This window comes from Bacillus sp. jun7 (assembly GCF_051034795.1).
Classification (GTDB): Bacteria; Bacillota; Bacilli; order Bacillales; family Bacillaceae; genus Bacillus; species Bacillus velezensis.
Genome location: NZ_CP093219.1, coordinates 1,495,744 through 1,509,239 on the forward strand (window position 1 = coordinate 1,495,744; position 13,496 = coordinate 1,509,239).

The following is a 13,496-nucleotide window of genomic DNA, read 5'->3' on the forward strand; positions in this document are numbered from 1 at the left end:
TTTCCTCACCTCCTAACCGTTTAATAGATCGTTAATCGAGATAAATCCGACACTTCCACCTGCAATTGGCTTCGTCATATCAAGATATACCTGCGAATGGGCGTTAAGGAACGCAGCAAAGCCGTCTATCTTTCGGTAGCGCGTCTGCTTGGTCGGCAGCCAGTTTCCGTTACGATCTTCGACGAGTTTGACGTTGTTTAAGTACCACGTGAAGAGTTTGTTTTCGTTATATACGACTCTTCCGCCGAGCAGTAATTCTTTAACATTCTTCAACGGATCGCTCAGCGTAATATAGCCCTGCCGCACGACCTCCGTTTGGAATCCGTAGTTCTGCAGATCTTGCACCAACCGCATCGCATTCGCCGGGTCAAACGTGATCTTTTCGATCTGATATTTGCGCGACATTTCAACGAACCAATCGTAAACGTACTCGTATTCCACGTATTCGCCCGGAATAATCGTCAAATAACCGTCGGTTTCAAACCCACGGTAGTCGATTTTTTCGTTATCTTTTTGTACTTTTGCCGCCGGGACCCACGAATGAGACAAAACAAAAACGCGATTATCCGGCAAAATGAATTCCAGACACGCGCTCGTAAAGTCTTCCGTTTGTGATAAGTCGAAGCCGCCGATGCATCGCATGCCATGCAACGATTCCGGATCGACCCGTCCGTTATTGCGCTTGATGACCTCGAAGTCGATAAAGCTTTCTTCGCCGTTGTCAACGAAGATATTGAACCGCTTGACCAGCCAGTCGTTGTATTCGCGTGGGACGTGTCGGTCTGCGTTAAAGTCCTGAATCATCGACGGAATATCCATCGTTACGCCGATGTTTGGGTTCGCTTTGATCCACATTTCCGGGTTTTCGACCTCTGATATGTCGTCTAATTCCGCCATAAAGTAGAAATTTCGCTCTTGAACGTTGCTTCCGTCAAGAACATCGGAGGCAATTTCGTAATATTCGACTAGAGGTCCGTCGAGCTGATAGCCGGCCGTCGTAATGTAAATGATTAACGGCTGAGTCCGCGCAGCCCTTGAGTTCTTGATTACGCTGATAAGCTTCGAATCTTTGAATTCGTGGATCTCATCGAATATACCGAGGTGTGTATTTAAGCCGTCCAACTTTTCGCTATCTGACGCCCGCGCTTCGATTTGACTCATTGACGCGTCGTGATAGATGCCTTTCTGATTCTCGCGAATATGTTTCCTCAGCTTTGGCGATTTTCTAATCATGGCGCGGCTCTCTTCGAAAAGTACGCCCGCTTGCTGCTTCGAGTTGGCTAAAACGTAAGCCCTGGCGCCCGGTTCGCCGTCTTTTGTTATCGCAAAGTTGGCCAATCCGCTGATTTTCGTTGTTTTTCCGTTCTTACGGCCAACGAATATAAGGCCTTCGCGGAAACGTCGCAGACGAGTATCGCGATGAACCCAACCGTACAGCGATCCGATTACGAAGTGCTGCCACGGCTGAAGCGTTAAGTTTGAATAACGGCCCTGTGACGGCTTGCAGTACCGCTCGATAAATTGGATCGGACGGTGTCCTTTTTCTTCGTCAAAGACGTAAGGGAATTCGTCAGTGCCGGCGCGTTCAAGATCGCGAAGGTGGCGTTTGCAAGCGAGGATATTTTTCTTACTCGCGACTATTTCACCTGACGTTACCTTTTCCGCATACCAAGTCGTTAGCAACTTTTCGGCCGGGTTTTCACGTATAAATCCGGCTATTTTTTGCGTTTTTAGCCAGTTTTCGTACCATTTTTCGACCTCTGTAGCGTTAGAATTTACTGAAATCGTCGTCATCGTCATCACCGCCCGCGTTTAATTCTTTGCGCTGTGCCGGCGTTAGATCGAGCGATTTCAGAAGGTTATTTAATGTCGTAACCGTCTTCGTAAGCTCAATCGCTAACGGATTTTTGACGAGATTTTCCGCGCCTGCCTTGTTCGTATGCCGCATCATTAAAGGGTTTTCCGCCACTTCCTTTTTTAATCGGCGGTAGAACTTATGCGTATCGACGTAAAGATCGATAAGCTCTTCGTCCGATTCCGTATACCTGTCGCCAAGATATTCGCGCAGCCTTTTCGCAGTTGGTACCGCCATATGATCGCTCCTTTCGTTCAGGGGTTTACCCCCTTTAATGTAAAATTTCCAGTCGCGCTACAAGCGAAGGGGCCTCGCCGGTCCTTACGTTTTTGCCTTCGGATGCCAACGGGTAGGGGGGCTATATATCCGGGTTAGCCTTCGCCTTCAACACGTTAATCTTGCGCTTCTTCTTCGCCTTTCCAGCCGGTCTAGCGCCTTTTTCCGGATGCCTTCGGTTGTGGCACGAATTGCACAAACTTACGAGATTTTCGAGCTTTAGTGATAATTCCGGATGATCGCGGAGTTCTTTGATATGATGAACCGTCTGAGCCTTCGTTATCTTACGTTCTTTGAGACAGTCTTGGCACACGCCGTGGTCACGCGTCAGAGCCAACGCCCTACACTCCGTCCATGCCTTCGACTTATAGAACGCCCGTGCTTCGGGATCGCGCTTATGTTTGTCGTAGTAGTTAGGCATCGACCGGATCACCGTACAAGTTATAGCGCTTAACATCAGCGGAGTCCGGATTGTACGTTATCCTTTCGATATTACAGTCACCGTTATGCTTCTCGATATTGATATACGTTGGAACCTTTCCGTTTGCATTATCGGTATGCCACAGAAACTCTATCGCAACCTTACCTGTTAGTTCTTCGCCTTTGTATATAACGCGAGGTATCGATTGTTGATCCGTTAGTTCTATCGTTAGTAGGTTCGGTTCTGATACCGCACATTGACACCCGGCACAACACGGTTTACTATCTTCGCGATGAATACGGCTACCCTTTAGCTCAATCACAATGCCTCTCTCCTTTCATAAAGTAAAGCGTCAATCACTCTACAGTGACTTACCAACCTGAAGCACCCCACCAATATCGTTGCACTTTGTCTTTATCTTTTATATAAGTTCTTTATCGCGATAAGGTATTTAATAGATTACTAATATCTGCGTATCGTATGAGCGCAGCGAATAGATCGCTATTATTTGTTTCTCTTTTACAAATTGCTCTTTTACTTCTTTCTCTTTTTACAATGGGGTCTGAACACATTACCCGTAGTGTGGTCTAGCCCCATTACCGATAGTGTGGTCAGAACACATGAAGCGTCATATCAACGTTTGCGCCGTCTCATCCGGTACACATCGAAGTCCGGCACGATCTTCTCACCGTCTTCATTAACGATATACCCATCGTCAGTTATGTGCGGACAGAACGACGGAAAATACCACTTGAATCGCTTCGTCCCTTCGTAGTGTCCGGTCGTCCGTATAATCCCGTTCGTCTCTAAGATCGCGGCCAGCAAATTGATCCGGTGCTTATCTATGCGCAAGTGTTGCTGAATCGTATCGTAGTTTAAGAAGCATGCACCGAACCTATCGTTTGTGCTACCGTCACTTCGCGTATGATTACCGTCAATATACGACTGCAGTAGAAAGTAAAACGCCACCACATCGCGTATCTCCGGCTTACGTTTATAATCGGCATAAGCTACGTCACAGGCTTCGTTAATCAATCGAGGAAATACCTTGCGCATAAGCTCGCGGCTGTATACCTCGAACCCTTGCGGACTGTCTAAGAGCGCGGCTTTGTCATTAGGCATGGGCTTTCGTTCTTGTTGGTCGCCACTGTCGATTGATACAACGTTACTCATCTCCGCAATACCTCCGTTTCAGTTCCGCCATCTTAGCGTCTATCTCCGTCTTCAACCGCGTCGCCTTTCTCTCGCGCAGCTCTATCGCTTTAGCACTCGTCGGAGGTTCCGCAAACCGCAACGTCTTAAGCTCGTCGATAAGCTTCCGTACTCTGTGATTCGTTACGCTCGCCGAATAATGACGCCGACAGAACGGGCACGCGAAGTAGGTTTCAATAATGCCTTTACGGTGCGTTTTCTCTTGTGGCACAACGGCGAAAGAACGGCCGCATTTATCGCAATTAGCGTTCATTCTGCGCCCTCCTTCTTCGGAGGCCACCATCCACGAACCAAGTACCCCATGACAAGCCCACCACTAGATACGTACCCTAATCTCAAATATGGATCGTCGAAGATGTATTCCATTATTACTCCGAGACAACCAAAAACCAGGTTCACAAGAAAGAGAATCAATATCCTAAATGCAGTCTTCACTCAGCGCCCAACTCCTTCCGAATCAATCGCTCGGCTTCTTCGAAAGAAAGGTCGGCGTCATTCGGAAACTCAAACACGGCTTGTGCGCGATTACCGGATTCAAATTCGATAGTGGCTTCGACTTTTGTTCCTATACGGTGCCACTGAGGAAATACGCCATTATCACTAACGAATGTCAAGTCTCGCATACGCTCCATCTGATTAACGTTTATGTTCATCGGTGCGTCCCCTTTCCGGAAGCTTTGTCGACAGCCTTTCCGTCCAGATAAACCGTAGGCTCTTCGCCTATCCTGTCGAATAAAGCTCGCAATGACTGCGCAACCTCGGCTCCATTCTTTAACGTTACCTCGCCTGTCGCCTCCATATAATCACGCAATTCAGCCAGCGCCTTAGTCGCCGCCTTTGCTTCGCGCTGAAGCGCTTTGAGGCCGGTTATGGCTTCGGATACCTCTACGTTTACTTTTACGCTGATATCGCCAATTGATTCGCGTTTATCCGCCATTCACATCGTCTCCTTTTCGTTTCTTAAAGCGCGATTCAACGTGAAACCCGCTTTTACAGGGGCGACAGGGATCGAACCTGCCCACGCGGTTTTGGAGACCGCATCGCCACCGAGGAACATGCGCCCCTATTTGCCACACCGACCGGGGTTCGCATTGTTAAGAGGCGTGCCGGTGGGTGCCCTAGCGTCACCGGAAGGCTCGGAAGCACATTCCGACTGATCAGTAAAACGCAAGCACAAAAAGACCTCCGCCGTAGGATGCGGAAGCCTCGTTCTGATTGCGTCTAAAATCACACGAAATAAACGTACCTCACCGCCGCCCTACCGAATACCCTCCGGCCGGATTAAACCGGCTGTGGTGTGCTTATTTCGGTGTTTATTCTATATGACCGTTATATAACGCCACAAGAATATCGCCGTCCTTGTTGAAACTAACTAGTAACTCTCTGCCGAAATATTCGGATTGATTCGGGTGGTTTGCGTATTCCTTTAATACATTCGCCACTTCCTCGTGCGGAACCTCGCGATTATCTAAAGTCGAGCCGTAGTTGTCACTTACTTGCGTTAAAATCATTCGAACCAATAGCGAACACCTCCGTTTGATATACCGCCGCAATATGTATTAAAAGGACGCCAAGTTGCGGCTAGTGCCCGTTGTTATTCCGTAGGGGTGGCGTCCTTTATCGTACATACTGAAAACCGCAAACCTCGATCGAGCTTCATAACGTAAGACAGCATATTGGACACTTTAACAAGTATTTTTCAAATAAAAAACCAAATTATTTTCATCCAGTAAAAATCACCGGACAACGTAATTTGGCTTCTCTTTGTATTATTAAATTCTAATCGCGATCAAGATATAAGTAATTAATATCTGCGTCCGCTAATGAGCGTAAGCGAATAGTGGCGCTATTATTTAGTAAGTCTTTATAAGTAAGTATGTATAGTAAGTCTTTATACGCAGTGAAAATTACTGGAACGTCCGGTGAAAATCGCTGTATGATCCAGTAAAAATCACCGGACAAATCCGCCTATGCCCGCATCGACAGTATTTTCCCCGTCAGGAACAGCCCTACGACCGCCTTCCGTTTTAGCATCGCCAAGTATATCCGCCTTGCCCAGCTCTCCTCGTGCTGCAGCGCTATCGAAACCGCCTTCCCTACGTTCGGATGTTCGACTATGCGCTTAATCAACGTCAACTTTTCGCGCACTGTTTTACGGCAGCCCGACTTGAATTCGTTTTGTATGCAACCGTTAACCGCGATATAACATTTCCGCCGCGCCAGATCTACCGCAACCTTCTCGCTATACAAGCCCCATCGTTTTGCGTACCGTTCGAGCGTATCGCTATCGATGTACGAATCGAATAGTTCCGGATTATATTCGCGCATCAAACTGCCGTCATTAATCTGCCGGTAATGGTACAGCGGCTTATCGATATAGTATGCCGTCCGACAATACGTAAACGCGTCCATGTTGAACAGCCAATCTTCGCCGAGATACTTGCCGTCCGGGAACGTTATGTTATGCGTATCGAGCACGCTTCTGCGGATCACCTTGCCGACGCCGCCGTACGATCCGTTATATAAGAAATCCGTTAATATAGTCGCTTTAATCTCGGCCCGTCCGATCGGCTCATTCGCTTTTGCGCTATAACTTTTCGTATAGCTTTTCGTCTCGTCTTCGTAATCCCAACGCATGTCCGTAAACACAATATCTGCGTTGTTTTCACGGGCGGCTTCGTACATAATCGCGTAAGCTTCAGGCTCGATCCAATCGTCCGAGTCGATAAATGCTACGTATTCGCCACGCGCCTGCTTTAACGCAGTATTACGCGCCGTTCCCGGACCTTGATTCGCCTGATAGATCGGTTTGACTCGTTCATCTATCGTGGAATAGTACCGCAGAATATTGCGCGTCGCATCAGTCGAGCCGTCATCTACGACCAAAACCTCGATATTTTTAAGCGTCTGTCCGATCACGCTGTCGATGCAATCGCAAAGATACTTTTCGCCATTATATACCGGTATAATAACGCTCATTTTCGGTTTCATTTATAACCGCCCTTTCAGTTCGGGAATTCCCGAACTTTATTCGATAGGATAATTATACCAACGCGTGCTCGAATTTCAACACAAAAAAAAGACGCCGATTTACTCAGCGTCCTCTTCCGTGACTTCTTTTACCTCAAATAATTCTTCGTATTTAACTCCGGTTGCTTTCATGATAGATGCTACGTGCCAGTCGTAATGCCTTTCGGAATTATCGAATCGAGAGATTGCCGACTGAGTAACGCCGGATCTACGCGATAATTCGGATTGGGACCACCCTAATTGCGAAAGTAGCGCTCCAAGACGAGGCTTTACCGTAATTTTCATTTCGATCACCTCGTTACAATTATACGCTAGAGGATATTTTTGCGCAAATACCCTTGACGATATCTATGCGCTAGCGTATAGTTTAAAGTAACGAAGGGCCCTCGTTAATAAAATCCGAGAGGGGTAACGAAATGATTAATGTTCCACGAAAACTGAATAAGGCGATTAAAGAACGAAACGGAGGCGCAGCCCCACCGACCAAAGCAAAGCTGCACCGTCCGAATCGAACGAAACAATTCCAGTATATCACAGCGTTTATTCTATGCGCAATGTTATTCGCATCCACTTCAGTCACCGCGCAAGCCACCGACGTTTACCGCAACTTTGCCGAACTCCAAGCCAACGAACCCGAGACGAACTACAATATTTCCGCAGTCGACCACGCCACGTCCGTCCTGATACTAGCGCCACATGGCGGCAGTATTGAAGGCGGAACTAGCGAACTTGCTCGCGAACTCAGCAACGACTATTCTACGTATCTATTCGAATCCCTTAAGACGCCGAACGGCTCCGACCTTCACATCACGAGTACCCATTTCGATGAACCGACTGCGCTATCCTTAGTTGCGCGACACCAACGCGTTATATCGCTCCACGGCTATAGCGGAAGCGCCGAGCATATTATCGTAGGCGGCACCGATCCTGTTCGTGGTCAGACGTTAGTAGATCGCTTGAACGTTGCCGGCTTTAGTGCCGAACTTGTAGGCGCTGGACATCGATTCGCAGGCGCAAGTAGCGCGAACATAGCGAATAAGTGTATAACCGGCGAAAGCTTACAGATCGAGCTTAGTACCGGTTTACGCAAAAGCATGTTCGGTACGTTCTCGCTTAGCGGACGCGCCGGAACCGAAACCGCAACGTTCTATAAGTTTGCCGGGCTACTGTCGGAGTTCATTAACGAAAACTATAACGTTGGAGGTAAAGAATAATGATGCGATATACGTTGGAAGTCGAAAAGTACGGTATCTGTAGCGATGGATCTGAGGCGGTTATGACTACGGCAGGGTTTAACCAGGCGCTTAAGGACGCATCAGAGGCGGGGATTTGCGAGATTGATATACCACGTGGCGATTACCTGATCGACGGGGTTAATAAAGACTCCGCTAATAAACCGGAAGAACGTTCGGGTATTATTGTTCCGTCCAATATGACGTTAAATCTACATCCGGAAGCCGTATTCCGCGTGGAGCCGAACAGTTCCTTTGGATATACGTGTTTCTATATCGGAGAAGTAGAAAACGTGACGATAAAAGGCGGCAAGATACGCGGCGAACGTTACCAGCACGACTTTACCGGGCACGGCAATCTAAAAAAGAAGGAAACTCACGAATGGGGTTACGGCATAAACGTACATGGCGCCAAAGATGTCGTGATCGAAGGCGTTGATATTGCGGATTGCACAGGCGATTGTATTATGGTGAACGCGCAAGGCATGTTAAACGTACCGTGGACGACTTACCGACCTGCCCGCAACGTTACGATTGAGCGTTGTAAATTAGACGGTGCTCGTCGAAACAATATATCGGTCACTGGTGGAGAAGATGTAAAGATCGATAAAAACGTAATAACTAACGCTGGCATAAACGATGGCTGCAAGCCTATGTTCGGCATTGATATCGAAGGTTATGGAGAAGGTAATATCGACTACGAAGAGCCACGCAATGTGAGGATAACGAATAATACTTTCAAAGGAAATGTATTACAGTCCGTTTGTAATTTCAGCGGATACGAGGTCGCTATTTCCGGAAACTATTCGGATAACTCGATCTCTTACGGATTCGGAACTGACACCACTATCTCGAATAATACGCTAGTACGTACGGACAAGAAATATACCGCAATTACGAGCCTCGGCGTTTCTGCCGGCTTTACCGGAAATAACACGACAATCACAGGAAATACGGTAAAAGGCTTCAGCAGTGGTATTGACGTTCGCGGAGCAGACGTTTCAGTATCCGGCAATACAATTTCGGAGCTTAACGCGGACGGCACCGCATTGGCCACCTTCGAAGCCAAGAACGTTAAGTTTTCGGATAACATCGTAAATCACTGTCCGGGTAAATTATGCAGCGCGCGTAACTCAAAAGATATAACGTTCGAAGGTAACGATCTCCACGATTCGGATATTACTGCGATAGAGATTACCGATTCCATTAACGTTAAAGCGAAGTCGAACGACATTAAACGCAGTAAGCAAGGCGTCGTGGTTACGCGGTCTTCGGCGAAACTGCTAGATAACGATATCGATCTTGCCGACTACCCTGGCGCAACAGGATACGCTATATCTTTCGATAAGGGAAGCGACGTGAATATCGAATACAGCCGTATACCAAAACCGGCAAACATGGCTATTTACGGAGAAAGCGCTGAGGGTCGAACCGTTCGCATTAAAAATAACGACATTACTGACGCGAAATGCTTGATACCGATTTACGTCGTCGGTGGTAAAAACCCTGAAATATCCGGAAATGACATAACGTTTAATCGGAAGGCTTCGGGTGGTTACGGAATTCAAACGAAAAACACCGACGGTGCCTTAGTAAAGGAAAATGTTGTGTATTCGGCCAACTCATTCGCGTTGTACAATCCGATTAAGACTTCCGAGTCTGTGAATTCGCGAGTCATCGGAAATAAGGTATCCGGCACCCTATCGCTCAACGAAACCGACAAGGAATATCAAAATATTCCGATTTAACTTGACATTTTCTATGCGCTAGCGCATAATAGAGTTATAGAAAGGAGGTGAACGGTAAATTGATTGACATCATCGTAAAGCTTTCCGCGCTCCTTGGCACTTGGTTAGCGATTTTCAAACTCTCGCTAGAGCTTCGCAAGATGCGCAAAGAGGCGAAAGCAAAAGAGCGACGGCTTCCGACCAAGAAACACCGTCGCCGCACATAACCCAACGGGGGCGAAAGCCCCTGTCAATCAATTATACCACGTATGAAACGGATTAATACCACGGAAATTTTGCTAATTGTCGTCCTTGTCTCATGGATCGCGAGCATGAATTTCGCCAAGCTTTCCGCGCTCGATTATATCGGAATCGGATCGGCGATCGTGTTTTTTGTCCTTCTGCTCTTACGGCGGAAAGGCGGTGTGGAAAATGACGCTTGATATAAGATGCCTGTGGTCGGACAGTCCGCCATTAACAACGAAACAGAAAGCGCAGATCATCGACCTGTACGAACGACCAAAGAACATATTTCAGGACAGCGGACGCGCGTATCAGATCGGTTTTAACACGGCGCTTACCTACTTCGGATATCTAATCGAAACTAAAGGAGACGATCTACATGAAAACGGTTAAAGCTTACTTTACTCAGGATGAGCAGATCCCATTTAACAAATTATCTTCTTGCGAATGTTGTGACGAAGAAAACTCCAAAGAAGTTTACGCAGAAGAGGTTCCGAGGGGCTACGTATGGACGTCATATTGCCACTCATGTCGATACGAAACCTCAGGGTACGAATTTTAGTATTAGTAGGGAAACGGAGAGTCATAACGATGATTGAATACACTTGCCACGATTGCAATTACGCAAAGTTAGATATCGAAATCAAGCCGGACGCGTGCTGCCCTACGTGTGGTACGCGGCTGGAAGTCGAGGAGGAAATCGTATGAAACGTTTAGTCAAATCGCTCGTAATCACCGCCACCCTATTAACCGGCACTATTGCGCTGGCTCCGCAAGCTGACGCGGCATGGTCGGGCTGGCAGACGGAGAAGTTCGGGCATAAGGCGCGGGTATATACGGACGCAACCACGTACAGCAGTAGCGCAAGCACGGTCGACTGGAAAGCCGAGAAGAAAGGCGGCTCAACGCTGTACTACACAGCCGGCGTTTATAAAAAGCGCAGCCGCGGCGGGTTGACTGATACGAATTTAGTACAGCGCGGGAGCTTCAAGACGTCAACGCCGCTGAAGTCGTTTAGTGCGAAATCGATCCGTAGCAAGACCGGCAAAGGCACATACGTTATACAGATCGACTGCTATTCGGATTCAGGCAAGCGCAAATACGTCGGTACGTTTGAGTCAGCGAAATTCAACGTTAAATAATGAACGAAATGAGCCGCTTCAAGCTTTCGGATACCTATCGTACCTGAACGCGTCTGAAGCGGCTCTCTCGTTGTAATTTCGTGGTATAATCGTTCTAAACAACGATGTAGGACACGGAGGTACAACGAAAATGGAGGAAAAATACGAGACTAACGGCATTGATACGTCGATCACTTACGAATACAAGGAATTTCCGGACAAGCGCGCAGGGCGATGCGACAATTGCGATTATACGCTTTTCAAAAGCTCGGTGAAGAGCGGAAAGTTTCTTCGGGAGTGCCGGCGGTGTGGAATGAGAAAGAACATTTAGGAGGCTTCTAATGACTCGACAGTTGTATACAATAAGAAAAGAATATCAACATGAGGATTCAGCTTATTATCATATAAACGAGTTGGCACTAGAAGAGAAATCCGAGGAAGATCCTAGCATGGTGAAAGTGTACGATATCCATGATGGACTGTCTTTCTGGGTTGATATAAAGAAGCTAAAAATGGTTCGATAAGTATCATCACAAAAATTTTCCAACAACAAATCACTTCGTTCTCGCGGACTATTACTATATCATTAAAGTAATACGAAGCTGAAACGAGGTGATTTTTTTTGTTTATTTCGCCAATGCTATTAGAGTCCGCAAAAGACCCGTTTGATTCTGACGATTACATTACGGAAATCAAATTCGACGGTATCCGCCTGCTCGCGTCCAAAGCTAACGGACAAATACGCCTCTACACCCGCCACAACAACGAAGTCACCGCTAAATTCCCCGAACTCCACACGCTACAAATCCCGGACGGCACTGTTTTAGACGGCGAGCTTATCGTGCCCGGACCGACAGGCGCCGGAGACTTCGAGGCTATGATGGAGCGGTTTCAATCGCGAAGAAGTTATCATCCGATAGTATTCTGCGTGTTTGATATATTGCGTCTCGACGACGTATCAGTTACGTCGAAGCCGTTATATGAGCGGAAGGAATTATTAAGCGGCCTTGCCCTCGATCATCCAAACGTTAAGATTGTCGATAGCGTTACCGGTAATGGCCGCGCTGTTTTCGACTTAGCGAAAAGCTCCGGCATTGAAGGCGTCGTTATGAAGCGCGCTAATTCATCCTACGCGGAAAATAAGAGATCAGATCGTTGGTTGAAGATCGTTAATTACGAATACACTGACGTTTGGATTACGGGATATCGGAAAGAGGATAATGCGCTTGTTCTGGCGTATGAAGACGGTTCTTATGCGGGCCTGATGGAGTTTATGCCGCACGCTGAACGGCGGAGATTTCATTCGGAGCGGGTAGACGTTGGAGAAACGGATAAATACGTGAATATAGAGCCGATAAAATGCCGTGTGAAGCATCGATTTAAGACGCGCAAAGGACTGCTGCGGATACCTTCGTTTGATTCGTGGAAGAGCTGATGATATATTTAAGGCATAAACACCGAAGGAGCTATACGAATGGATGAAAAACAATACGCTCGCATTGCGCTTACAAACGGGCAGATTGCGCGCTTTGAATTACCTACGAATCTAAACAGCCGAGACATAGCTATCTTAAAATCGCAGATCGAAGTTCTTGAATTACAAACGGAAGATGACGAAGAAAAGACGCCCGCATAAGGCGTCCTTTTTCGTTTTATGCTCCGCGTGACGGGCTCGCTCCTCTAATTGCGCTTTCCAACGGATTAGCTCCGGGTCTTATTTCACTCATTCGTCTCACCTCCGATAAAGTAAAATTATACCACGCGCGCTTTCCTTTTCGCACCAATATTCGACCATATCGCGTCCTGTTTCCGTTTATTCTCGGCAGCTTCCGGAAACATACGAAAAAACTCGGTTTCGTCTTCGATCGGTTTGCGGAAATAATAGATGAGGTTCTTCGCGCCGCCTCCGTTCTCTACCGTTTGTATAAGCTGCGCCTGAACTAGTGTTTTAACTGCGTTACGATACGTTGAATCGCTCATCGCGAGCGCCCTGGCCGCCTGTTCTTGCGTTGGAAAAGCGTAACCGTAGTCCGCATTATAAAATTTCAGTAGGAACGCGTATACCAACACGGCGTTACCGTTCAGCTTCGGAAAGTATTGATAATGCGTAAGAATAACGTTAGGTATGCCCGTATAGCCCGCCGCAGTATCAAACGGAAGGGCCTTCGCTTTGTCGCTCATATAATCGTCCTCCACTTAAATAAATATTCGACTTAAGCCGGCTTGCGGCGCTGCCACTCCGTTAACAAACGATCGAGTTCGGGTGTGCGTGCATATTGCCAAAACTTCCGTAAAGTATTTTCGTTTAAGCCTACGCAGATATAGCGCTGGTCATGGTCGCGCAGGAATTCGTATAGATTCGCAGAATAGCAGTAATAA

18 protein-coding genes and 1 tRNA gene are annotated in these 13,496 nt (G+C 47.3%); 8 read left to right on the plus strand and 11 right to left on the minus strand.

Annotated elements, in window-relative coordinates:
* Window positions 1-12: 12 nt before the first annotated feature.
* From MJQ52_RS06855 to MJQ52_RS06900, 10 genes are all read right to left on the minus strand, one after another.
* On the minus strand, window positions 13-1,794 hold the full coding sequence (locus MJQ52_RS06855) for a terminase large subunit (protein WP_094247604.1): 1,782 nt from the start codon (window positions 1,792-1,794) through the stop codon (window positions 13-15).
* Window positions 1,769-2,092, minus strand: a complete 324-nt coding sequence (locus MJQ52_RS06860; RefSeq protein ID WP_088030590.1) for a P27 family phage terminase small subunit — start codon at window positions 2,090-2,092, stop codon at window positions 1,769-1,771. Before MJQ52_RS06860 ends, MJQ52_RS06855 begins: the two co-directional genes overlap by 26 nt.
* A gap of 121 nt (window positions 2,093-2,213) precedes the next feature.
* A complete protein-coding gene (locus tag MJQ52_RS06865) occupies window positions 2,214-2,552 on the minus strand; it encodes an HNH endonuclease (protein ID WP_094247603.1) in 339 nt (112 codons plus the stop codon).
* 633 nt (window positions 2,553-3,185) lie between these two features.
* On the minus strand, window positions 3,186-3,725 hold the full coding sequence (locus MJQ52_RS06870; RefSeq protein ID WP_094247601.1) for a hypothetical protein: 540 nt from the start codon (window positions 3,723-3,725) through the stop codon (window positions 3,186-3,188).
* A gap of 470 nt (window positions 3,726-4,195) precedes the next feature.
* The gene (locus tag MJQ52_RS06875; protein WP_212083065.1) at window positions 4,196-4,417 is read right to left on the minus strand and encodes a hypothetical protein; all 222 of its coding nucleotides are present in this window, start codon (window positions 4,415-4,417) and stop codon (window positions 4,196-4,198) included.
* A complete protein-coding gene (locus MJQ52_RS06880; RefSeq protein ID WP_434181895.1) occupies window positions 4,414-4,701 on the minus strand; it encodes a hypothetical protein in 288 nt (95 codons plus the stop codon). The genes MJQ52_RS06875 and MJQ52_RS06880 overlap by 4 nt, the downstream gene beginning before the upstream one ends.
* A gap of 56 nt (window positions 4,702-4,757) precedes the next feature.
* Window positions 4,758-4,829 (minus strand) — tRNA-Trp (locus MJQ52_RS06885).
* Between the two features lie 248 nt (window positions 4,830-5,077).
* Entirely contained in the window at window positions 5,078-5,284 is a 207-nt protein-coding gene (locus MJQ52_RS06890) for a hypothetical protein (protein ID WP_094247595.1), read from the minus strand.
* A 448-nt stretch (window positions 5,285-5,732) separates the two neighbouring features.
* A complete protein-coding gene (locus tag MJQ52_RS06895) occupies window positions 5,733-6,755 on the minus strand; it encodes a glycosyltransferase family 2 protein (protein WP_434181896.1) in 1,023 nt (340 codons plus the stop codon).
* Between the two features lie 99 nt (window positions 6,756-6,854).
* Entirely contained in the window at window positions 6,855-7,079 is a 225-nt protein-coding gene (locus MJQ52_RS06900) for a helix-turn-helix transcriptional regulator (protein ID WP_045208644.1), read from the minus strand.
* Between the two features lie 131 nt (window positions 7,080-7,210).
* On the opposite strand from MJQ52_RS06900, the gene MJQ52_RS06905 reads away from it, so the two are divergent.
* The 8 genes from MJQ52_RS06905 to MJQ52_RS06940 all read left to right on the plus strand — a co-directional run bounded on the left by MJQ52_RS06905 (window position 7,211) and on the right by MJQ52_RS06940 (window position 12,753).
* Complete coding sequence (locus MJQ52_RS06905; protein ID WP_094247593.1) at window positions 7,211-8,008, plus strand: poly-gamma-glutamate hydrolase family protein; 798 nt, start codon at window positions 7,211-7,213, stop codon at window positions 8,006-8,008.
* Entirely contained in the window at window positions 8,008-9,774 is a 1,767-nt protein-coding gene (locus MJQ52_RS06910) for a right-handed parallel beta-helix repeat-containing protein (protein ID WP_094247592.1), read from the plus strand. Before MJQ52_RS06905 ends, MJQ52_RS06910 begins: the two co-directional genes overlap by 1 nt.
* A 59-nt stretch (window positions 9,775-9,833) precedes the next feature.
* On the plus strand, window positions 9,834-9,980 hold the full coding sequence (locus MJQ52_RS06915) for a hypothetical protein (RefSeq protein WP_165698141.1): 147 nt from the start codon (window positions 9,834-9,836) through the stop codon (window positions 9,978-9,980).
* 205 nt (window positions 9,981-10,185) lie between these two features.
* Window positions 10,186-10,389 carry a hypothetical protein gene (locus tag MJQ52_RS06920; protein WP_045208646.1) on the plus strand — a complete coding sequence of 68 codons (204 nt, stop codon included), beginning with the start codon at window positions 10,186-10,188 and terminating at the stop codon, window positions 10,387-10,389.
* A 311-nt stretch (window positions 10,390-10,700) separates the two neighbouring features.
* The gene (locus tag MJQ52_RS06925; protein ID WP_094247591.1) at window positions 10,701-11,138 is read left to right on the plus strand and encodes a hypothetical protein; all 438 of its coding nucleotides are present in this window, start codon (window positions 10,701-10,703) and stop codon (window positions 11,136-11,138) included.
* Window positions 11,139-11,268: 130 nt separating this feature from the next.
* Window positions 11,269-11,448 carry a hypothetical protein gene (locus MJQ52_RS06930; protein WP_434181897.1) on the plus strand — a complete coding sequence of 60 codons (180 nt, stop codon included), beginning with the start codon at window positions 11,269-11,271 and terminating at the stop codon, window positions 11,446-11,448.
* A gap of 291 nt (window positions 11,449-11,739) precedes the next feature.
* Entirely contained in the window at window positions 11,740-12,552 is an 813-nt protein-coding gene (locus tag MJQ52_RS06935) for an ATP-dependent DNA ligase (protein WP_434181898.1), read from the plus strand.
* Window positions 12,553-12,591: 39 nt separating this feature from the next.
* A complete protein-coding gene (locus tag MJQ52_RS06940) occupies window positions 12,592-12,753 on the plus strand; it encodes a hypothetical protein (protein WP_157829256.1) in 162 nt (53 codons plus the stop codon).
* A 116-nt stretch (window positions 12,754-12,869) separates the two neighbouring features.
* Here MJQ52_RS06940 and MJQ52_RS06945 read toward each other — a convergent pair whose 3' ends face one another.
* Entirely contained in the window at window positions 12,870-13,298 is a 429-nt protein-coding gene (locus MJQ52_RS06945; RefSeq protein ID WP_094247589.1) for a helix-turn-helix domain-containing protein, read from the minus strand.
* Window positions 13,299-13,496: the final 198 nt, after the last annotated feature.

What these genes read in the sequence shown, in the direction of transcription:
- MJQ52_RS06860 (WP_088030590.1), bottom strand. Translation starts at nt 2,092, where the DNA reads ATGGCGGTACCAACTGCGAAAAGGCTGCGCGAATATCTTGGCGACAGG.
- MJQ52_RS06905 (WP_094247593.1), top strand. Translation starts at nt 7,211, where the DNA reads ATGATTAATGTTCCACGAAAACTGAATAAGGCGATTAAAGAACGAAAC.
- MJQ52_RS06865 (WP_094247603.1), bottom strand. Translation starts at nt 2,552, where the DNA reads ATGCCTAACTACTACGACAAACATAAGCGCGATCCCGAAGCACGGGCG.
- MJQ52_RS06925 (WP_094247591.1), top strand. Translation starts at nt 10,701, where the DNA reads ATGAAACGTTTAGTCAAATCGCTCGTAATCACCGCCACCCTATTAACC.
- MJQ52_RS06870 (WP_094247601.1), bottom strand. Translation starts at nt 3,725, where the DNA reads ATGAGTAACGTTGTATCAATCGACAGTGGCGACCAACAAGAACGAAAG.
- MJQ52_RS06900 (WP_045208644.1), bottom strand. Translation starts at nt 7,079, where the DNA reads ATGAAAATTACGGTAAAGCCTCGTCTTGGAGCGCTACTTTCGCAATTA.
- MJQ52_RS06875 (WP_212083065.1), bottom strand. Translation starts at nt 4,417, where the DNA reads ATGAACATAAACGTTAATCAGATGGAGCGTATGCGAGACTTGACATTC.
- MJQ52_RS06910 (WP_094247592.1), top strand. Translation starts at nt 8,008, where the DNA reads ATGATGCGATATACGTTGGAAGTCGAAAAGTACGGTATCTGTAGCGAT.
- MJQ52_RS06895 (WP_434181896.1), bottom strand. Translation starts at nt 6,755, where the DNA reads ATGAAACCGAAAATGAGCGTTATTATACCGGTATATAATGGCGAAAAG.
- MJQ52_RS06940 (WP_157829256.1), top strand. Translation starts at nt 12,592, where the DNA reads ATGGATGAAAAACAATACGCTCGCATTGCGCTTACAAACGGGCAGATT.
- MJQ52_RS06920 (WP_045208646.1), top strand. Translation starts at nt 10,186, where the DNA reads ATGACGCTTGATATAAGATGCCTGTGGTCGGACAGTCCGCCATTAACA.
- MJQ52_RS06930 (WP_434181897.1), top strand. Translation starts at nt 11,269, where the DNA reads ATGGAGGAAAAATACGAGACTAACGGCATTGATACGTCGATCACTTAC.
- MJQ52_RS06855 (WP_094247604.1), bottom strand. Translation starts at nt 1,794, where the DNA reads ATGACGACGATTTCAGTAAATTCTAACGCTACAGAGGTCGAAAAATGG.
- MJQ52_RS06945 (WP_094247589.1), bottom strand. Translation starts at nt 13,298, where the DNA reads ATGAGCGACAAAGCGAAGGCCCTTCCGTTTGATACTGCGGCGGGCTAT.
- MJQ52_RS06880 (WP_434181895.1), bottom strand. Translation starts at nt 4,701, where the DNA reads ATGGCGGATAAACGCGAATCAATTGGCGATATCAGCGTAAAAGTAAAC.